Origin of the sequence: Streptomyces sp. NBC_01525 (assembly GCF_045040405.1) — a bacterium.
Classification (GTDB): domain Bacteria; phylum Actinomycetota; class Actinomycetes; order Streptomycetales; family Streptomycetaceae; genus Streptomyces; species Streptomyces benahoarensis.
Genome location: NZ_CP109397.1, coordinates 1,156,447 through 1,175,508, shown reverse-complemented (window position 1 = coordinate 1,175,508; position 19,062 = coordinate 1,156,447). Strand labels below are relative to the sequence as shown.

Annotated in this window: 18 protein-coding genes and 1 pseudogene; 16 read left to right on the top strand and 3 right to left on the bottom strand. The window is 71.1% G+C overall.

The window, feature by feature from the left end; genetic code table 11:
* The first annotated feature begins 32 nt into the window (after nt 1-32).
* The 4 genes from dop to prcA all read left to right on the top strand — a co-directional run bounded on the left by dop (nt 33) and on the right by prcA (nt 3,968).
* Complete coding sequence (dop, locus tag OG422_RS05220; protein WP_405740183.1) at nt 33-1,544, top strand: depupylase/deamidase Dop; 1,512 nt, start codon at nt 33-35, stop codon at nt 1,542-1,544.
* Nucleotides 1,545-1,712: 168 nt separating this feature from the next.
* The gene (locus OG422_RS05215) at nt 1,713-1,931 is read left to right on the top strand and encodes a ubiquitin-like protein Pup (protein WP_143939802.1); all 219 of its coding nucleotides are present in this window, start codon (nt 1,713-1,715) and stop codon (nt 1,929-1,931) included.
* 294 nt (nt 1,932-2,225) lie between these two features.
* Nucleotides 2,226-3,071 (top strand): proteasome subunit beta, encoded by an 846-nt coding sequence (prcB, locus tag OG422_RS05210; RefSeq protein WP_405740179.1) that lies wholly within the window; start codon nt 2,226-2,228, stop codon nt 3,069-3,071.
* A gap of 66 nt (nt 3,072-3,137) precedes the next feature.
* A complete protein-coding gene (prcA, locus tag OG422_RS05205; protein WP_143939800.1) occupies nt 3,138-3,968 on the top strand; it encodes a proteasome subunit alpha in 831 nt (276 codons plus the stop codon).
* A 257-nt stretch (nt 3,969-4,225) separates the two neighbouring features.
* On the opposite strand, the gene OG422_RS05200 is transcribed toward prcA, so the two are convergent.
* Nucleotides 4,226-5,284, bottom strand: coding sequence for a LacI family DNA-binding transcriptional regulator (locus OG422_RS05200; RefSeq protein ID WP_405740175.1), 1,059 nt, complete (start codon nt 5,282-5,284; stop codon nt 4,226-4,228).
* 123 nt (nt 5,285-5,407) lie between these two features.
* Here OG422_RS05200 and OG422_RS05195 point away from each other — a divergent pair, with 123 nt between their 5' ends.
* From OG422_RS05195 to OG422_RS05140, 12 genes are all read left to right on the top strand, one after another.
* On the top strand, nt 5,408-6,667 hold the full coding sequence (locus tag OG422_RS05195) for an MFS transporter (protein WP_405740172.1): 1,260 nt from the start codon (nt 5,408-5,410) through the stop codon (nt 6,665-6,667).
* A 9-nt stretch (nt 6,668-6,676) separates the two neighbouring features.
* The gene (gene pafA / locus OG422_RS05190; protein ID WP_143939797.1) at nt 6,677-8,038 is read left to right on the top strand and encodes a Pup--protein ligase; all 1,362 of its coding nucleotides are present in this window, start codon (nt 6,677-6,679) and stop codon (nt 8,036-8,038) included.
* Between the two features lie 134 nt (nt 8,039-8,172).
* Nucleotides 8,173-9,192 (top strand): FKBP-type peptidyl-prolyl cis-trans isomerase, encoded by a 1,020-nt coding sequence (locus tag OG422_RS05185; RefSeq protein WP_143939796.1) that lies wholly within the window; start codon nt 8,173-8,175, stop codon nt 9,190-9,192.
* Between the two features lie 57 nt (nt 9,193-9,249).
* A complete protein-coding gene (locus OG422_RS05180; protein ID WP_405740167.1) occupies nt 9,250-9,624 on the top strand; it encodes an FKBP-type peptidyl-prolyl cis-trans isomerase in 375 nt (124 codons plus the stop codon).
* A 114-nt stretch (nt 9,625-9,738) separates the two neighbouring features.
* Nucleotides 9,739-10,722, top strand: coding sequence for a helix-turn-helix transcriptional regulator (locus OG422_RS05175; RefSeq protein WP_405740164.1), 984 nt, complete (start codon nt 9,739-9,741; stop codon nt 10,720-10,722).
* 17 nt (nt 10,723-10,739) lie between these two features.
* Complete coding sequence (locus OG422_RS05170) at nt 10,740-11,690, top strand: YafY family protein (RefSeq protein ID WP_143939793.1); 951 nt, start codon at nt 10,740-10,742, stop codon at nt 11,688-11,690.
* A 36-nt stretch (nt 11,691-11,726) separates the two neighbouring features.
* Nucleotides 11,727-11,984, top strand: coding sequence for a hypothetical protein (locus tag OG422_RS05165; RefSeq protein WP_384597599.1), 258 nt, complete (start codon nt 11,727-11,729; stop codon nt 11,982-11,984).
* 50 nt (nt 11,985-12,034) lie between these two features.
* Nucleotides 12,035-12,265, top strand: coding sequence for a hypothetical protein (locus OG422_RS05160; protein ID WP_143939791.1), 231 nt, complete (start codon nt 12,035-12,037; stop codon nt 12,263-12,265).
* A 202-nt stretch (nt 12,266-12,467) separates the two neighbouring features.
* Nucleotides 12,468-12,749 (top strand): Sec-independent protein translocase subunit TatA, encoded by a 282-nt coding sequence (gene tatA / locus OG422_RS05155; RefSeq protein ID WP_143939790.1) that lies wholly within the window; start codon nt 12,468-12,470, stop codon nt 12,747-12,749.
* A 120-nt stretch (nt 12,750-12,869) separates the two neighbouring features.
* Nucleotides 12,870-13,787, top strand: a complete 918-nt coding sequence (gene tatC / locus OG422_RS05150; protein ID WP_143939833.1) for a twin-arginine translocase subunit TatC — start codon at nt 12,870-12,872, stop codon at nt 13,785-13,787.
* Nucleotides 13,788-13,987: 200 nt separating this feature from the next.
* Nucleotides 13,988-16,804 (top strand): DEAD/DEAH box helicase, encoded by a 2,817-nt coding sequence (locus tag OG422_RS05145; RefSeq protein ID WP_405740159.1) that lies wholly within the window; start codon nt 13,988-13,990, stop codon nt 16,802-16,804.
* Between the two features lie 138 nt (nt 16,805-16,942).
* Nucleotides 16,943-17,266 carry an L-rhamnose mutarotase gene (locus OG422_RS05140; RefSeq protein WP_405747651.1) on the top strand — a complete coding sequence of 108 codons (324 nt, stop codon included), beginning with the start codon at nt 16,943-16,945 and terminating at the stop codon, nt 17,264-17,266.
* A gap of 146 nt (nt 17,267-17,412) precedes the next feature.
* Here the strand turns inward: OG422_RS05140 and OG422_RS05135 are convergent.
* Together OG422_RS05135 and OG422_RS05130 are read right to left on the bottom strand one after the other, a co-directional pair.
* Nucleotides 17,413-17,847: pseudogene (locus OG422_RS05135) on the bottom strand (ABA4-like family protein); the annotation flags it as partial.
* A gap of 139 nt (nt 17,848-17,986) precedes the next feature.
* The gene (locus tag OG422_RS05130; RefSeq protein WP_405747649.1) at nt 17,987-18,910 is read right to left on the bottom strand and encodes a hypothetical protein; all 924 of its coding nucleotides are present in this window, start codon (nt 18,908-18,910) and stop codon (nt 17,987-17,989) included.
* Between the last annotated feature and the right edge of the window lie 152 nt (nt 18,911-19,062).

Here is a 19,062-nt window from a genome sequence, read left to right as displayed (position 1 = left end):
ATCCGGGGGCGCCGCCGGGCAAGGAGGGCCGCATGACCGTACGGCGAGTAATGGGAATCGAGACGGAGTACGGAATTTCCGTCCCCGGTCATCCGAATGCCAATGCCATGCTCACCTCGTCCCAGGTCGTCAATGCCTATGCGGCGGCGATGCACCGGGCACGCCGTGCCCGCTGGGATTTCGAGGAGGAGAATCCGCTGCGGGACGCCCGCGGCTTCGACCTCGCCCGTGAGGCCGCCGATTCTAGTCAGCTCACCGACGAGGACATCGGCCTCGCCAATGTGATCCTCACCAACGGTGCGCGCCTCTACGTCGACCACGCCCACCCCGAGTACAGCTCGCCCGAGGTCACCAACCCGCGGGACGCGGTGCTCTGGGACAAGGCCGGTGAGCGGATCATGGCCGAGGCGGCGGAGCGGGCCGCGCAGGTCCCCGGCGCCCAGCCGATCCACCTGTACAAGAACAACACCGACAACAAGGGCGCCTCCTACGGCACGCACGAGAACTACCTGATGAAGCGGGAGACGCCGTTCTCGGACATCGTGCGGCACCTGACGCCGTTCTTCATCTCGCGGCAGGTCGTCACCGGCGCGGGCCGGGTCGGCATCGGCCAGGACGGCCGGGATCACGGCTTCCAGATCAGCCAGCGCGCCGACTACTTCGAGGTCGAGGTCGGCCTGGAGACGACGCTCAAGCGTCCGATCATCAACACCCGCGACGAACCCCATTCGGACGCGGAGAAATACCGCCGCCTGCACGTCATCATCGGCGACGCCAACCTCTCCGAGATCTCGACCTACCTCAAACTGGGCACCACCGCGCTGGTCCTGTCCATGATCGAAGACGGCTTCATCGCCGTCGATCTCGCCGTCGACCAGCCCGTCCGCACCCTCCACCGGGTCTCGCACGATCCCGATCTGCAACATCTGGTCACGCTCCGCAGCGGCCGCACGCTCACCGCCGTACAGCTCCAGATGGAGTACTACGAGCTGGCCCGTAAATATGTCGAGGACCGTTACGGCGCGGACGCGGACGACCAGACCAAGGACGTGCTAGGGCGCTGGGAGGACGTCCTGGGGCGGCTGGAGAACGACCCGATGAGCCTCTCCGGCGAGCTGGACTGGGTCGCCAAGCGCGAGCTGATGGAGGGCTACCGCCGCCGCGACGGCCTGGACTGGGACGCCGCCCGCCTCCACCTCGTCGACCTCCAGTACGCCGACGTGCGCCCCGAGAAGGGGCTCTACAACCGCCTCGCCGCCCGCGGGAAGATCACGCGGCTGCTGGACGAGGCGGAGGTCGTACGGGCCGAGCTGGAGCCGCCCGTGGACACCCGGGCGTACTTCCGCGGCCGCTGCCTGGAGCAGTACGCCGACGATGTCGCGGCCGCCTCCTGGGACTCGGTGATCTTCGACCTGCCGGGGCGGGACTCCCTGCAGCGGGTGCCGACGCTGGAGCCGCTGCGCGGCACCCGGGAACACGTCAAGGACCTGCTGGACCGCTGCCGCACGGCGGAGGACCTGGTGAGGGCGCTTTCCGGCCGCTGAACCGCCACGGATTCACCACCGAATCGCGGCTGAAAGGGCCGCGCGGCGGGAATGATCGGGGTGTCCCCCGGACGTTGCATCAAGTGCAGGGCCGATGTCAGAGGGGCCTTGTAGGGTCGGATCTTGAAAGTCACATCGAGCGGGGCCGAACCGAGCGGGGTGAGGGTAATGGCGACCAAGGACAGCGGCGGCGGTCAGCAGAAGGCCACGCGTTCCACCGAAGAGGTCGAGGAGCAGACGCAGAACGCGGAGGCTTCCGACGAGCTCAAGGAACGCCAGGAGAAGCTGTCGGACGACGTCGATTCGGTGCTGGACGAAATCGACGACGTCCTCGAGGAGAATGCCGAGGACTTCGTGCGGAGCTTCGTCCAGAAGGGCGGGGAGTAACCGCGGCGCGGATCCGGGCACGGCGCCGGTGGTGTCCCGCACGGCACCACCGGCCGCGTCCGGCACGCCCCGGCCCCGGACGGTGGAGCGCCGTGGCGGGCGTGGCGGACCGTCAGCCTTCCGCGGGCGCGCGGGCCGTGCGGTAGGGAGCCCGGTTCCACCACCCATGTGGATCACGCCCGCGGGGCGGGTAGGGTCCCGGTCGTACAGTGCTTCAGCTGCACCGCAGCCTGGGACAGTCAAGCAGCGGCCCGCCGCCCCGAGGCGGCCGGCCGAGTATCCGGAAGGAAACGTGTGGAAGCCAACACCCGTAGCACCGGGCGTCTACCAGCTGCCTTCCTGACGCCTGGATCCTCGTCGTTCATGGACTTCCTCGGGGAGCACGCCCCTGATCTGCTGCCGGGCAGCCGCCCGCTGCCGCAGGTCCAGGGCGCCATCGAGGCGCCGCACGGCACGACCATCGTCGCCACGTCGTTCCAGGGCGGTGTGGTGCTCGCCGGTGACCGGCGGGCGACGATGGGTAACGTCATCGCCCAGCGCGACATCGAGAAGGTCTTCCCGGCCGATGAGTACTCCGCGGTCGGCATCGCCGGTACCGCCGGGCTGGCCGTCGAGATGGTCAAGCTGTTCCAGCTGGAGCTGGAGCACTTCGAGAAGGTGGAGGGCGCGCAGCTCTCCCTGGAGGGCAAGGCGAACCGCCTCTCCACGATGATCCGGGGCAACCTCGGCATGGCCATGCAGGGCCTCGCCGTGGTGCCGCTCTTCGCCGGATGGGACGTCGACCGCGCCAAGGGCCGCATCTTCTCCTACGACGTGACCGGCGGACGCTCCGAGGAGCACGGCTACGCGTCCACGGGCTCCGGATCCGTCTTCGCCCGCAGTGCTCTCAAGAAGCTGTACCGCGACGACTTCACGGAGCATCAGGCCGCCACCGCCGTCATCCAGGCGCTCTACGACGCGGCGGACGACGACTCGGCGACCGGCGGCCCCGACATGGGCCGGCGGATCTACCCGATCGTCACGGTGATCACCGACGAGGGCTTCAAGAGGTTCACCGACGCCGAGGTCGCAGAGATCGCCCGCGCCGTCTACGAGCGCCGCCTCGAAGAGCCCGACGGTCCCCGTGCCGCGCTGCTCTGAGGGAAGGACGGCCGGCGGATGCGCGTGCCAGTGAGAGAGCCATTGACAGAAAGGGACGGATAACCGGTGTCGACGCCGTTTTATGTCTCACCCCAGCAGGCCATGGCCGACCGCGCCGAGTACGCCCGCAAGGGCATCGCCCGCGGCCGCAGCGTCGTGGTGCTGCAGTACATCGACGGCGTGGTCTTCGTCGCCGAAAATCCCTCCCGGGCCCTGCACAAGGTCAGCGAGATCTATGACCGCATCGCGTTCGCGGCGGTCGGCAAGTACAACGAGTTCGAGAACCTGCGGATCGGCGGGGTGCGCTACGCCGACCTGCGCGGCTACACCTACGACCGCGAGGACGTGACCGCGCGCGGCCTCGCGAACGTCTACGCCCAGACGCTGGGCACGATCTTCTCCAGCGCCGCCGAGAAGCCGTACGAGGTCGAGCTGATCGTCGCCGAGGTCGGGGAAGCCCCCGAGGACGACCAGATCTACCGGCTCCCGCACGACGGCTCGATCGTCGACGAGCACGGTTCGGTCGCGGTGGGCGGCAACGCCGACCAGATCAGCAGCTACCTCGATCAGCGCCACCGCGACGGCATGACGCTGGGCGAGGCGCTGAAGCTGGCCGTGGACTCGCTGTCGCGGGACAACAACGGCGGGGAGCGCACACTCACCGCCGAGCAGCTGGAGGTCGCGACGCTGGACCGCACGCGGCCCCAGCAGCGCAAGTTCAAGCGGATCCTCGGCGGTCAGCTCTCCCGGCTGCTGGACGAGTCCGCCGGTGCGGACGAGTCCGCGGCGGACGCGTCCGGGGACGCGGACGGCACAGCGGATTCCGCGGCGCCGGACGCCACGAAGGACGCGTCCGACGGTACGAAGAAGGAACAGAAGCCGAAGGACGACGCCTGACCGCACGTCACGGCATCCGGGCCCGGCCCGGTCGGTCGCGCCCCGGTGGGAACATCCCGCCGGGGCGCGGTGCGTTCGTGCCGAAGCCCCGCCGTGTGCTCGCCCGGTACGGCCTCATGTGCTTGCCCGGCGCGCCGGTGCCCGTGTCACGCCGCGGGTCCGCCCAGCGCGCCCGTGCCTGTGGTCCGCCGCGCGCCCGGTGCACCCGTACCGTCACGCCGCGCGAACCGCCCCGGCCCACTCCGTCCGTAGGAGCCCTACGTCGGAGCCGGTCCCGTGGAGCCGCGGGTGACGAGGCCGACCGGCAGGGTGCGGGCGGTGGGACGGTGGCCGTCGAGGGCATCCAGCAGGGCCCGCATTCCGGCGGCGCCGAACTCCTCGGCGGGTAGCCGTACGGTCGTCAGCTCCGGTTCGACGGCCACCGCCAGCGCCAGGTCGTCGAAACCGGTGACCGAGACGTCCTCCGGCACTCGCAGGCCCAGCCGCCGTACCGCCTTGCAGGCTCCGGCGGCCACCACGTCGTCGTCGCAGACCAGCGCCGTCGGGCGGGGCTCCGGACCGGTCAGCGCGGTGTGCGCGGCCGTCAGGCCCGCCGCGACGGAGAGGGCGGTCGGCACCCGGCGCAGCGCGGTGCCCGGCGCCGCGGCGAACGCGTCGGCCAGGGCGCGGCCGCGCACCGCGAAGGTCCAGGAGTCGACGTCGGCGGCGAGATGGCCGATGCGGCGGTGGCCGAGGGCGAGGAGGTGTGCGGCCACCTGGCGGGCGCCGCCGGCGATGTCGAGGTTGACGGTCGCGGCGGCGCGGTCGTCGGCCGGATCGTTGTCCAGCATGACCAGGGGGAGCCCGGCGCCGTGCAGTGCGGCGAGCGCGTCCACGGCCATCGAGGAGGCGATCACACCGTCGAGGCTGGTGCGCGCCGAGCCGAACGGGTCGGGGGCCGGGCCGATGCCCTCGGGCGACGGGTAGAGCACCACGCCGAAGCCCGCGTCCGCGGCGGTGCGGGTGGCCCCCGTGTGCACCCGCGCGAAGAACTCGGTGGTGAGCGCGGGGACGACGAGCAGCGCGGTGCGGGTGCGGCCGGTGCGCAGGCTGCGGGCGGCGAGGTTGGGGCGGTAGCCGAGGTCGCGGGCGGCGGCGCGCACCGAATCGGCCTTGGCGGCCGAGACCCGGCCGCGCCATTTGTCGCCCAGGACGAGCGAGACCGCCGCCTGCGAGACCCCGGCGGCCCGGGCCACGTCCCGGCTGGTGACGCGGGCGGCGCCGGGGGCCCGCACCGCGTCGTCCGCCGCCGGTCGTGTCGCGTCGTTGCTGCTCACCGGCGGTTTCCTCCTGGCGGTCGGGCGGGCGGCCTGGACCCGCGGGTGCCGACATGATACGTATGACGCCGGGAGTTATACGTATCATGTCCGGCGCTGGGTGCCGGATGGGAAAGGGGCGGCATGGCCGCGGGATATGCGGAGCTGCTGCGGACCAGGCATGCGGCGCGGCTGCTGACCGGCACCTTGATCGGACGGCTGCCGAACGCCACCGCCGCCCTGGCCGTGGTGCTCTTCATCCGCGCCGAGGGCGGCAGCTACGCCCTGGCCGGCGCGCTCTCCGCCGCCTACGGCGTCTGCACCGCCATCGGCCAGCCGCTGCTGGGCCGCGCCGTCGACCTCTACGGGCAGCCGCGCGTGATGCTGCCCGCCGCCGTGGTCTCCGCGCTGGGCATGGCGCTGCTGGCCGCCGTCGGGCTGCATCCGCTGCCGCTCGCCTACACGGCCATGGTGATCGCCGGTCTCTTCACGCCGCCGCTGGAGGGCGGGCTGCGGGCGCTGTGGCCCACGGTGCTCAAGCGGCCGGACCGGGTGCACGCCGCGTACGCGCTGGACGCGGTGGCACAGGAGGTGATGTTCGCGGTCGGGCCGCTGCTGGTGACGGTGTGCGTGGCCGCCTGGTCGGAGCGGGTCGCGCTGCTGGTCATCAACGTCATCGGGGTGCTCGGCGCGCTCTCCGTCGTGGTGTCGCCGCCGTCCCGGCAGTGGCGCGGCGAGCCGCGGGAGGCGCACTGGCTGGGCGCCCTGCGCTCGCCCGGGATGCTGGTGCTGATCGGCGCGTTCTTCTTCGTCGGGCTGGCGCTCGGCTCCATCGCGGTCGCCGCGGTGGCGTACGCCGACGAGCACGGCGGCGGCATGGTTTCCAGCTCTCTCCTCTCGGCGCTCGGCGTCGGGGCACTGGTGGGCGGCGTCGTCTACGGCGCGCGCGAATGGCCCGGACGGCCCGAGGGGCGGCTGCGGCTGCTCGTCGCGCTGCTGGCGTTGGGGTACCTGCCGCTGGTGCTCGTGCCCGGCGTGGTCGGGATGACGGTGCTGACGGGGGTCGCCGGGGTGTTTTTGGCGCCCGCGCTGGCCTGCGCGTTCATCGTCGTGGACCGGCATGCGCCCAAGGGCACGGTCACGGAGGCGTTCTCGTGGCTGGTGACGACCTTCGGCGTCGGTTCGGCCGTCGGCGCCTCGGTGGTGGGGCCCGCGGTGGAGCGCGGGGGAGCGGCCGCCGGGTTCGCCGTCGCCGGGGTCGGAGGGGTCGCCGCGCTGCTGGTCCTGGTGGTGACGAAGCGCTTCCTCGGGGATCCCGTACGGCCGAAGGAGCTCGTACTCCCGGCGGAAATTGATCGCAACGGGGCTGTCGAACCCGGTTTCAGAGCACGCCGTCAGGCGTAATGTTCAGTCATGGACCGCCGCATTTTCGGGCTGGAGAACGAGTACGGCGTCACGTGCACGTTCAGGGGACAGCGCCGACTGTCGCCTGACGAAGTGGCGCGGTACCTCTTCCGCCGTGTCGTGTCATGGGGCCGCAGCAGCAATGTCTTCCTGCGGAACGGCGCCCGCCTGTACCTCGACGTGGGATCGCACCCGGAATACGCAACCCCCGAGTGCGACAACGTGACGGAACTCGTCACCCACGACAAAGCAGGCGAGCGCATTCTCGAAGGTCTTCTCGTCGATGCCGAACGCCGCCTGCACGAGGAAGGAATCGCGGGCGACGTCTATCTCTTCAAGAACAACACCGATTCGGCGGGCAACTCCTACGGCTGTCACGAGAACTATCTCGTCGCCCGCCACGGGGAGTTCTCCCGGCTCGCGGACATCCTCATCCCCTTCCTCGTCACCCGGCAGCTGCTGTGCGGCGCGGGCAAGGTGCTGCAGACCCCGCGCGGCGCCGTCTACTGCGTCAGCCAGCGCGCCGAGCACATCTGGGAGGGCGTCTCGTCCGCGACGACCCGCTCGCGCCCGATCATCAACACCCGCGACGAACCACACGCCGACGCCGAGCGCTACCGCCGTCTGCACGTCATCGTCGGCGACTCCAACATGTCCGAGACGACGATGCTGCTCAAGGTCGGCGCCACCGATCTCGTGCTGCGGATGATCGAAGCGGGCACCGTCATGCGGGATCTGACGCTGGAGAATCCCATCCGGGCCATCCGTGAGGTCAGCCACGACATCACCGGTCAGCGCAAGGTCCGCCTCGCCAGCGGGCGTGAGGCGTCGGCGCTGGAGGTCCAGCAGGAGTATTACGAAAAGGCGGTGGATTTCTGCGACCGCCGTGGAATCCGCTCCGGCACCGTCGAACGCGTACTGGAGTTGTGGGGCCGTACCCTCGGCGCAATCCGCGAGCAGGAACTCGACCGTGTCGCCACCGAGATCGACTGGGTGATGAAACATCAGCTCATCGAGCGGTACCGCAGCAAGAACAACATCACCATGTCGCATCCCAGGGTCGCGCAGATAGACCTCGCGTACCACGACATCCACCGCCGCCGGGGGCTCTACTACCTCCTGGAGCGGAAGGGGCAGGCGGCGCGGATCTGCGACGATCTGAAGATCTTCGAAGGCAAATCGGTGCCGCCGCAGACCACCCGCGCGCGGTTGCGCGGTGATTTCATCCGCCGCGCCCAGGAACAGCGCCGCGATTTCACGGTGGACTGGGTGCATCTCAAGCTGAACGACCAGGCGCAGCGGACGGTGCTGTGCAAGGACCCGTTCCGTTCGGTGGACGACCGGGTGGAGAAGCTGATCGCCGGGATGTGATGCCGTCCGGTGGCAAAGTGCCGGGAGCCGGTGTGGCTCCCGGCACTTTGCCGTGTTCGAACGGGAACCGCGCCGGACCTCAGGTCGTAGAGTGGCGGGAACTGGCCACCACCCCCCGATCCCGAGTGGGACTGATGAACCTCACGAAAAACACCCGTCGCGCTGCCGCCGCCGCGCTGACCGTGCCCCTTCTGCTGTTCACCGCCGCCTGCGGGTCCGACGACAAGGACGCGGGCAAGACGGTCGCCGATGTCCAGGGCAAGGTGGGCGACGAACCCGCGATCAAGGTCTCCAAGGACGCCAAGGTCGCGCCCGACGTTGTCACCAAGACCCTGGTGCAGGGCACGGGCGAGAAGGTCGGCGACGGCACCACCGTGCGCGTCGACTACGAGGGCAAGATGGTGAAGGGGCAGAGCCTCGGCAGCAGCTGGGAGATCCCGCCCGGCTCCGGTAAGGACGCCAAGGGCGGCAAGGTCGCCAAGGGTGACGCGCGCCACCAGATCGTCGTCGAGATGAACGACCAGCTGCCGCAGATGCAGCAGCAGCTGCCGGTCCCGGTCAAGGTGCTGGAGGCGCTCAAGGGCCAGAAGGCGGGCAGCCGCGTCCAGGTCGAGGGCACCGTCAAGGCGTTCGTCGGTGAGGTGCCGCCGGAGTCCCAGCTCAAGCCCGACGACGGCATGGTGTACGTCGTCGACATCGCCGGGGCCAAGAAGATCGACAAGAAGGCCAAGGCCGAGGGCGCGCAGGCCGGGCCCGAGGACGGGATGCCCGAGGTGAAGGCCGAGGGGGAGAAGGCCGCCACGATCACCGTGCCCAAGGGGAAGAAGGCGCCCACCGAGCTGAAGCAGCAGGTGCTGATCAAGGGCAAGGGCAAGGAGATCAAGAAGGGCGACGCGCTGGTCGCGCAGTACACCGGCGTGAAGTGGGAGGACGGCAAGAAGTTCGACTCCTCCTGGGACCACGGCGGCGCCACGACCTTCCAGATCGGCACCGGGTCGGTCGTCAAGGGCTGGGACGACGCGCTGGTCGGCAAGCACGTCGGCGACCGCGTCGAAATCGTGATTCCGCCGAAGCTGGGCTACGGTTCCCAACCGCAGTCCGAGCTCGCCAAGAACACCCTGGTCTTCTCCGTCGACATCGTCGACGCGCTCTGATCACGGTCTGCGAGACTGACGCGGCCATTGCAAGGACACGTACGTAGGAGCACATCCGTGAGCATCGACAAGCCCGAGATCGACTTCCCCGAGGGCCCGGCTCCCGCCGATCTGGAGATCGTGGACCTGTGGGAGGGCGACGGGCCGGTCGCCAAGGCCGGGGACAACATCAAGGTCCACTACGTCGGTGTCTCCTTCAGCACCGGTGAGGAGTTCGACGCCAGCTGGAACCGCGGCACCCCGCTGCAGTTCCAGCTCGGTGCCGGCCAGGTCATCGCCGGCTGGGACAAGGGTGTGCAGGGCATGAAGGTCGGCGGTCGCCGTCGGCTGACCATCCCCGCGCACCTCGCGTACGGCGACCGCGGCGCCGGTGGCGGCCGCATCGCCCCCGGCGAGACGCTGATCTTCGTCTGCGACCTGGTCTCCGTCTGAGACCACGCCGCACCCTGAGAGGGCCCGTGCCGTAGCGCACGGGCCCTCGGCTTTTGCCCCGGGCGCCCGTGGCGGTACGGTCACGGATCGGGAGTTCCACGAGAAAGGGCGCCGATGGCGATTGCCAAGGCCGAGCGGCTGATGAACCTGGCGCTGTGCCTGCTGGGTACCCGTCGCCCGCTGACCAAGCGCGAACTGCGGTCGTCGATCGAGGCGTACGTCGAGTCGTTCGGCAAGGGCGACCACGGTGGCCACGACGAGTCGTTCAACCGCATGTTCGAGCGGGACAAGGACGACCTGCGCGAGCTGGGCCTGGTGATCGAGACCGTCGAGGGCCTGGAGGGCGACGTCGGCTACCTCGCCCGCCGCGACAGCAACCGCCTCCCGCCCATCACCCTGGACGCCGAGGAGGCCGCGGCCCTCGGGCTCGCCGCCAAGATCTGGCAGCAGGCCCGGCTGGCCGGTGCGGCCAGCGGCGCCCTGCAGAAGCTGCGCGCCGCCGGGATGCCGCTGGCCTCCGGTGGCGACGCCGTCGATGCCCCGCACAGCGCGCTGGAGCCGCGCATCCCCGTCCACGAGGCCGCCTTCGAACCGCTGATGCTGGCCTGCCGCGACCGCCGCCCGGTCGTCTTCGACTACCGCAAGTCCAACGCCGCGCACCCCGAGCGCCGCCAGGTCGAGCCGTGGATCCTGGAGTGCTGGCGCGGCCACTGGTACCTCGCCGGATGGGATCGCGACCGCAGCGCCGAACGCGTCTTCCGGCTCTCCCGGATCACCGGCAAGGTCCGCTCCCGGCAGGGTGCGTTCACCGCGCCGGTGCCCGACCACGTCACCGTCCGCGAGACCGTCGAGGTCTGGGCGGGGGAGACCGCGACCGGTACCGCCCGGATCCGGCTGCGCACCGGACACGGCTACCCGCTGCGCGCCCGCGCGCTGACCGTCCGTGAACTGGGCGACGGCTGGGACGAATTGGAGATCCCGAACGGACGCGGGCTCGACGCCTGGCTCGTGGAGTTCGGGCCCGATGTGGTGGTGCTGGAACCGGCCGAACTGCGGGCCGATGTCATCGAGCGGCTGCGCGCCGTGGCCAAGGGCTGAGAGGGAGAAGGACACCCATGGCGACCAACGCGATCGACCAGACCCGCCGGATGCTGTCCCTGGTGACGTATCTGCGCGAACGCCCCGGCGCGCGCGTCAGCGATGTGGCCCGCGCCTTCGGCATCACCGAGGACGAGCTGATCGCCGACCTCGACATCCTGCCCATGTGCGGGACGAGCTTCCGCGGCGGCGACCTCCTCGACATCGACACCGACGGCGACCGCATCTGGTGGCACAACCCGGACGATGTCGCCGCCCCGCTGCGGCTCGCCGCCGACGAGGCCACCGCGCTGCTGGTCGCGGCGCGCGCCGTGGCGACCCTGCCGGGGTTGCGCGAGGGCGACCGGCAGGCGCTGCTGCGGGCCACCGCGAAGCTGGAGGCCGCGGCGGGCGAGGCGGCCGGGGCCAGCTCCCGGGTGTCGGTGACCTTCGAGTCCGAGGGCGGCGTCTTCGCCGATGTGGACCGGGCCATCGCCGAGCGCCGCCGCCTGTGGCTGCGCTACTACTCCCCGGCCCGCGACGAGCTGACCGAACGTGAGGTGGACCCGATCCGCCTCTTCGCCGTCGGCCACACCTACGTGGAGGCGTGGTGCCGCCTCTCCGAGGCCCGGCGGACCTTCCGCCTCGACCGGGTTGCGGAGATCAGGCTGCTGGACGCGCCCGCCGACCCGCCGCCCGTCGAACTGCGCGACCTCTCCGAGGGGCTGGTCCAGCCCGCGGCCGAGGACCCCGAGGTGTGCATCGAGGTCGGGCCCGGGGGCCGCTGGGTCGCGGAGTACTACCCGCACGACAGCGCCGATGAGCTGCCCGACGGCGGGCTGCGCATCACCCTGCGTACCCCCGACCCCGCGTCGCTGCGGCGCCTGGGGCTGCGGCTGGGCCGCGACGGGCGGATCACCGCGCCGCGGGAGCTGGCCGACAGCGCGCGGCGGGCCGCCACCGAGGCACTCGCCGCGTACGGCGAGTGAGCGCGCCCCTGTCACCGTGAGGAGAGGCAGCGAAGGATGACGACGACGGCGACCGGCACCCTGGCGGATGTGCCCGCACCGGTGCTCTTCAAGGCGGCGTGCCCCGACTGCCGGGGCCGGTTCGAGCTGGCGTCGGACGCCTTCCGGCTGGCCATAGGGGGCAGTCGGCGCACCACGTTCTACTCCTTCACCTGCCCCGACTGCGGGCGCGCGGTGCGCCGCCCGGCCGGGGAGCGGATCGTCGAACTGCTCACCGGCGGCGGGGTGCGCACCCTGCGGCTGCACACCGGCTGACCGTGCCGTCCGCGGACCGTACCGTTCCGCGTCACCGTTAGGCTCGTCCCATGCTCTGGCCCATGATCGCTGTCGTCCTCGGCTTCCTCGGCATCGCCGTGCTCGGGGTGCTCGCTCTCCGCGTCTTCGTCGAGGTGCGGCGGCTGGCCGGGCAGGTGGGGGCGGCGTCGGAGCGGATCCAGCGGGCGGCCCGGGACCTGGAGCGGGCGGCCACGCCGCTGGCGGCCCGGGCCGGAGGGCCCGCCGCCGGAGAGGCACGATCCGGGGAGAACAGGGGTTGACGGGACGTCGGCGTCGCGCGTAAGGGCGGTACGCTGGGGCGCGGGCCGACGGGCGTGGCGCGCCCGTGTCCGGGAGTGCGCACGGGGGTTGCCCGGCGTTCACCGGTGAGCGTTACGATCGCTCCAGCACGGCGGACGGACGGATGTCCGGCCAAGTCAGGTAGTCCCATCCTCAGCCGCCCCGGTGAGAAGGTATTCGCTTATGTTTGGAAAGATCGGTTGGCCCGAGCTCATCCTGATTCTCGGCATCGTGATTCTGCTGTTCGGCGCCAAGAAGCTACCTGACATGGCCCGCTCGCTCGGTAAGTCCGCCCGGATCCTCAAGAGCGAGGCGAAGGCGATGAAGTCGGAGAGCACGCAGAAGGACGCCGCTCCCGCCGACCCGCCGCAGGACGGCACCCAGGCCGCGCCCCGGACGATCAAGGCCGCACCCGGTGATGTGAGCAGCGCGCGTCCGGTCACCGAGACCGACCGCACCGCGTAGCGCTGACCGAGGCCCTGACCGGGTGGCGGATCCTGCCGCCCCCACCGGATGAGATGAGGACGAGGGGTGCGCAAGTCCGTCCCCAACAAGCAGAAGCGGGAGAAGGATCCCGAGGGGCGTATGCCGCTCGTGGAGCACCTGCGGGAGCTGCGTAACCGCTTGGCCAAGGGCGTGCTGGCGATCATCATCATGATGATCGTCGCTGCGTTCTTCTACGAGTCGATCATCAACTTCTTCACCAAACCGATCCTCCAGACGGTCGGCTGCGACTCCCTCTTCACCGAGCTGGCCAAGCAGAACAAGGGCGCCCGCTGCGCGAACATCGTGATGATGGACCTGCTCGGTCCCTTCACCCTCGCGCTGAAGGTCTCGCTGGTCTCGGGTGTCATCCTCGCCGCGCCGGTCTGGCTGTACCAGCTGTGGGCCTTCCTCGCCCCCGGGCTGCACCGCAAGGAGAAGAAGTACGCGCTGAGCTTCGTCGGCGCGGGCTTCCCGCTCTTCGTCGCCGGTGCGTACTTCGCGTACAAGGTGCTGCCGACCACCGCGCGGGTGCTGATCGAATTCACCCCGGCAGGCGTGGACAACCTGCTGACGCTGGACAAGCTCCTCGACCTGATCACCCGCATGGTGGTCGTGTTCGGCCTCTCCTTCGAGCTGCCGTTGCTGCTGGTCATGCTGAACTTCGCCGGCATCCTCACGGGCAAGCGGATGCTCGGCTGGTGGCGCGGCATGGTCATGGGGATCACGGTCTTCTCCGCCATCGCGACGCCCAGCACCGATCCGGTCACCATGCTGCTGCTGGCCGCGCCGATCTGCGTGCTGTACTTCGGCGCCGTACTGATCGCGCTCTCCCGGGACGCGCGGCGGCGGCGCCGGGACGACGCCGGGCCGTCCGACGACGAGGCGTCCGAGCTGGATCTGACGCCGGAGCCGGTCGGTGCGATGGAGCCGGTGGGTGCCCCGGCGCAGCTGCCCGAGCAGGCGAGCGGACCGGGCGACGACCGGAGCCACCGCGGTGAGCTGGACGATGTGACCTGACACGTGCCGGGGTGACGCGGGATGCGATCCCGCGGGCGCCCGGGGAGGAGGCGGGGGGCCGGTGGCTCCCCGCCTTCGTCGTGTCCGGTGGTCATCGCCCGCCGTACGGAGGCGGGGACGGCGCGGCGGCGTTGCGGAGGAAGCGGTGCCGGATAAAGCCGGGTCGAGTGTCAGAGGCGGCCGGTAGGCTCGTGAGCACGATGACCGAGGACATGTCTCCTGCTGAGCGCTATGCCGCCGCCAAGCTCCGTGCGGCCGAGCAGGCCACCGCACTCGCCCCTTTCCGTGAGATGTACGACTTCCCCCTGGACCCGTTCCAGCTCGACGCCTGCCGTGCCCTGGAGGACGGCAAGGGCGTGCTGGTCGCGGCTCCGACGGGCTCCGGCAAGACGATCGTCGGAGAATTCGCCGTCCACCTGGCCCTCACCCAGGGCCGTAAATGCTTCTACACCACCCCCATCAAGGCGCTGTCCAACCAGAAGTACCAGGACCTGGTGCGGCGGTACGGCCCCGAGAAGGTCGGCCTGCTGACCGGCGACAACAGCGTCAACGCCGAGGCGCCGGTGATCGTGATGACCACCGAGGTGCTGCGCAACATGCTCTACGCGGGCTCACAGACGCTGATAGGGCTCAGCTATGTGGTGATGGATGAGGTGCACTACCTCTCCGACCGCTTCCGGGGCGCCGTATGGGAAGAGGTGATCATCCATCTCCCCGAGTCGGTGACGCTGGTGTCGCTGTCGGCGACGGTCTCCAACGCCGAGGAGTTCGGCGACTGGCTGGACACCGTCCGCGGCGACACCGAGGTGATCGTCTCCGAGCACCGCCCGGTGCCGCTGTGGCAGCACGTGCTCGCGGGCCGCCGGATGTACGACCTGTTCGAGGAGCGGGAGGGCCGCGGCGGCGCCCGCCGTGAGGTCAACCCGGACCTGGAGCGGCTGGCCCGGCTGGAGAACAGCCGCCCGACCTTCGGCCGGGACAAGCGGCGCGGCCGGAATCTGCGCGAGGCGGACCGCGAGCGCGAGCGGCGCCAGCGCAGCCGTATCTGGACGCCGAGCCGCCCCGAGGTGATCGACCGGCTGGACAACGAGGGCCTGCTGCCCGCGATCACCTTCATCTTCAGCCGTGCGGGCTGCGAGGCGGCCGTCCAGCAGTGCCTGCACGCGGGGCTGCGCCTCAACGACCAGGAGGGCCGGGAGAAGGTCCGGCGCATAGTCGAGGCGCGGACGGCGGGCATCCTCGACGACGACCTCCATGTGCTGGGGTACTTCGAGTGGCTGGAGGGCCTGGAGCGCGGTATCGCCGCCCACCACGCCGGGATGCTGCCGACGTTCAAGGAGGTCGTCGAGGAGCTGTTCGTGAAGGGGCTGGTCAAGGCCGTCTTCGCGACCGAGACGCTGGCGCTGGGCATCAACATGCCGGCCCGCTCCGTGGTGCTGGAGAAGCTGGTCAAGTGGAACGGCGAGCAGCACGCCGACATCACGCCGGGCGAGTTCACGCAGCTCACCGGGCGGGCCGGGCGCCGTGGCATCGACGTCGAGGGCCATGCGGTGGTGCTGTGGCAGCGCGGGATGAACCCGGGCGCGCTGGCCGGTCTCGCCGGGACGCGGACGTATCCGCTGCGCTCGTCGTTCAAGCCGTCGTACAACATGGCGGTCAATCTCGTCTCGCAGTTCGGGCGGCACCGTTCGCGAGAGCTGCTGGAGATGTCGTTCGCGCAGTTCCAGGCCGACAGGTCGGTCGTCGGGATCTCCCGTCAGGTGCACAAGAACGAGGAGGGGCTGGAGGGTTACCGTGCCTCCATGACCTGTCACCTCGGCGATTTCGAGGAGTACTCCCGGCTGCGGCGGCAGCTGAAGGACCGGGAGACGGAGCTGGCCAAGCAGGGCGCGGCCCATCGCCGGGTGGCGGCGGCCGCGGCGCTGGAGAAGCTGCGGCCGGGCGACATCATCCATGTCCCGGCCGGGAAGTACGCGGGGCTCGCGCTGGTGCTGGATCCGGGGATGCCCTCGGGCCGTACCGACCGGCAGCGGGGTTTCGAGGCGCAGGACGGCCCGAGGCCGCTGGTGCTGACGGCCGAGCGGCAGGTCAAGCGGCTGGCGGCGATGGACTTCCCGGTGCCGGTCGAGGCGCTGGACCGGATGCGGATCCCGAAGTCGTTCAACGCCCGCAGCCCGCAGTCCCGCCGCGATCTGGCGTCCTCGCTGCGTACCAAGGCGGGGCACTGCGTCCCGTCCCGGCACCGCAAGCCCCGTGCGGAGGCGGCCGACGACCGTGAGATCGCGCGGCTGCGCAAGGAGATCCGGGCGCATCCCTGCCACGGTTGCGACGAGCGCGAGGACCATGCCCGGTGGGCGGAGCGGTACCACCGGCTGCTGCGGGACACCCGGCAGCTGGAGCGCCGGATCGAGGGGCGGACGAACACCATCGCCCGCACCTTCGATCGGATCTGCGCGCTGCTGACCGAACTGGACTACCTGGAGGCCGACACCGTCACGGACGAGGGGCGCCGACTGGCCCGGCTCTACGGCGAGTTGGACCTGCTGGCCAGCGAGTGTCTGCGTGAGGGCGTCTGGGAGGGGCTCGGCCCCGCGGAACTGGCGGCCTGTGCGTCGGCGCTGGTCTTCGAGGCGCGGCAGGCGGATGACGCGGTGGCGCCGAAGCTGCCGTCCGGCCAGGTACGGGACGCGCTCGCGGAGATGGTGCGGATCTGGGGCCGGCTGGACGCCCTGGAGGAGGACCACAAGATCAATCAGGCGGAGGGCGTCGGCCAGCGGGAGCCCGATCTCGGCTTCGCGTGGGCGGCCTACCGCTGGGCGTCCGGGTTCGGCCTCGACGAGGTGCTGTCGGAGGCGGAGATGCCGGCCGGCGACTTCGTCCGCTGGTGCAAGCAGCTGATCGACGTCCTCGGCCAGATCGCGGTCGCCGCCCCGCCCGGCGGCACCGTCGCCCGCACGGCACGCAAGGCCGTGGACGGGGTGCTGCGCGGGGTCGTGGCGTACTCGTCGGTGGGGTGAGGGCCGAGGCCCCGGGCTGATGGCCCCGTGCGGTGCTTCCGATGCGGCGCCCGTCTCCGGAAAGGGGGCGGGCGCCGCGTCATGTGACGGGCCCGCGTGGCGGACATCGGGCCCGCTGGGGGTGCGGCCCGGCCGCGGGTGCGGCGGTTCGGGAAGGTCATCGGGCTGCGGCCGGAGCGCCGCGAGGAGTATCTGCGCCTCCACGCCGAGGTCTGGCCCGCCGTGCTGGCCACCCTCACCGCCTGCAACCTCCGCAACTACTCGATATTCCTGGCGGGCGAGCAGCTCTTCTCATACGTCGAGTACGTCGGTGACGACTACGCGGCGGACATGGCGCGGATGGCCGCCGACCCGGCCACCCGCGAGTGGTGGCAGCTGACGGACCCCTGCCAGCGGCGGACGGCCGACGCGGTACCGGGGGAGTGGTGGACGCCGATGCGGGAGGTCTTCCACCACGACTGAGTGCTCCGGGGCCCGCCGCGGCTTTCCGCGGGCGGGCCCTGGGGCTTCGGGCTTCCAGGGGGTGCGGGGCAGAGGGCGGGCGTGCCGCTTTCCGAGGTGAGGCGGTTCCGGGTGTCGCCCCGCGCGGGGGCGGTGGTGCCGTGCGGGGGCGTCGGGCGGCACCTGGAGCGGAGGACGGCGCGCAGGGCGAGGAAGAGCAGCAGCCCGAACGGCGAGAGCAGGACGGTGAACGCCAGGAGGGGCCCCATGACCAGCGGATGGATGCCCAGGGCCCGGGCCTCGCGGTACATCCACTGGCCGAGGAAGAGATCCCATGCGATCACCTGCGCCCAGATCGCCCCGGCGCCGCCGCCGAGTGTCATCAGCTGCTGGAAGCCGGCCAGGTCCGGGTGGAGCACGGCGGCCCACAACGGGGGGAACACCGGGACGGCCAGCGCGAGGTAGACGGCGATGACGGGGAGGAGCGGCAGCGGCGACGCGGCGACGCGATCGGTCAGCCGTCGGCCGGGGGCGAGGATCAGCAGAGCCCAGAACGGCGCCGCGCAGAGGAAGGCCAGTTCGAAGAGGGTGCTGTCGGTCATGCGGTCAACTCCGTTGAGAGGGTGGGGTATTGGTGACGTGGCCGGGTGTGCGGAGGCAGGTGTGGCGCGGGTGTGAGTGCGACGGAGGGCGAGGCGGGCACGGCTTCGGTGGCGGTGAGCCTCGTTGTGCGGCGGGGCGTCAGGCGGGCGATCGGCGAGGCGCGTCCGGGGCCGGGCGCGGAGCGCGGGTGCGGGGCAGGGCGCGGTCGGGGCGGCGTATCGCCGCGGCCGTGGCGAGGGCGGTGAGGAGGGTGAGGCAGGTCAGCGCGGTGAGGGTGGCGGCGTCCGGGTGGGTCAGGGCCTGGCCGCGCAGCGCCTGCCAGGTGAGGAGGGCGAGCAGTGCGGCGGCGGCTCCGGCGGCCACCAGGACGAGGCGCAGCCGTACCCGCTCCGCGCGCAGCCGGGGGAAGCGGGCGCCGAGCGCGTCGATCCCGTAGAGGAGGAGCGGCAGCGCCTGGAGGGCGTGCATGCCGAAGAAGTGCGGGATGCGCAGGTCGCCGCCGGTGGTGTTCCAGCCGGTGACCGGCGCGGCCGGGCCGCCGTCGGGGACGCCGACGCTGTGCGCGCCGATGGCGGTCCGCAGTGCGCCTGCGGCCTGCTGGTCGGGCGTCGGTATCAGCATCAGCGCGCCGAGCAGCAGACCGGTCAGCCCGAGCAGCATGCCCAGCCGGATCGCCCAGGTCGCCGCGCGGTCGCCGAGCCGGGTGCGGAAGAGGAGTACGGCGATCACGAGCGTGCCCGTCCACAGCACGGCGATGGTGACGCCCATGATCTGGAAAAGCGCCCGGTCCAGCGGCGTTTCGACGTTGAAGTGGCTGCTGCGGCCCCGGATCGTCTGGCCGACGATGATCGCCATCTCGACGATCCCGGCGGCCACGACGGCGTGTGCCGCCCACCGGCCGGTCCGGGTCGGACCGCGGTGGCCGAGCATCCAGGCGAGCGTCAGGCCGTAGGCGGTGAACGACACCGCGAACTTGAAGGGCTTCAGCCAGATCGGCGCGCCGACGAGTACGCGGTCGTCGGCCATCAGGCCGACCGCCGCGACGACGGCCAGCGCGGCCATGGCCCAGGAAAAGGCGAGCAACGAACGGTATCTGGACACAGGGGTCCCCCAAGAATGGATAGTGGCACTTCCCGCTATCTGATAGCTGGACTATCTATGATGGGGAGCGACATGGCAAGGCCGAGCGGTGCGGGGGCTCGGTGCACGGCGGC

Excerpts from the sequence above, each read along its gene's own strand:
- OG422_RS05160 (WP_143939791.1), top strand. The coding sequence starts at position 12,035 with ATGCTCTGGCCCATGATCGCTGTCGTCCTCGGCTTCCTCGGCATCGCC.
- pafA (WP_143939797.1), top strand. The coding sequence starts at position 6,677 with ATGGACCGCCGCATTTTCGGGCTGGAGAACGAGTACGGCGTCACGTGC.
- dop (WP_405740183.1), top strand. The coding sequence starts at position 33 with ATGACCGTACGGCGAGTAATGGGAATCGAGACGGAGTACGGAATTTCC.
- OG422_RS05130 (WP_405747649.1), bottom strand. The coding sequence starts at position 18,910 with ATGGCCGCGCTGGCCGTCGTCGCGGCGGTCGGCCTGATGGCCGACGAC.
- OG422_RS05170 (WP_143939793.1), top strand. The coding sequence starts at position 10,740 with ATGGCGACCAACGCGATCGACCAGACCCGCCGGATGCTGTCCCTGGTG.
- OG422_RS05175 (WP_405740164.1), top strand. The coding sequence starts at position 9,739 with ATGGCGATTGCCAAGGCCGAGCGGCTGATGAACCTGGCGCTGTGCCTG.
- tatA (WP_143939790.1), top strand. The coding sequence starts at position 12,468 with ATGTTTGGAAAGATCGGTTGGCCCGAGCTCATCCTGATTCTCGGCATC.
- OG422_RS05185 (WP_143939796.1), top strand. The coding sequence starts at position 8,173 with ATGAACCTCACGAAAAACACCCGTCGCGCTGCCGCCGCCGCGCTGACC.
- OG422_RS05195 (WP_405740172.1), top strand. The coding sequence starts at position 5,408 with ATGGCCGCGGGATATGCGGAGCTGCTGCGGACCAGGCATGCGGCGCGG.
- OG422_RS05215 (WP_143939802.1), top strand. The coding sequence starts at position 1,713 with ATGGCGACCAAGGACAGCGGCGGCGGTCAGCAGAAGGCCACGCGTTCC.
- OG422_RS05165 (WP_384597599.1), top strand. The coding sequence starts at position 11,727 with ATGACGACGACGGCGACCGGCACCCTGGCGGATGTGCCCGCACCGGTG.
- OG422_RS05145 (WP_405740159.1), top strand. The coding sequence starts at position 13,988 with ATGACCGAGGACATGTCTCCTGCTGAGCGCTATGCCGCCGCCAAGCTC.
- tatC (WP_143939833.1), top strand. The coding sequence starts at position 12,870 with ATGCCGCTCGTGGAGCACCTGCGGGAGCTGCGTAACCGCTTGGCCAAG.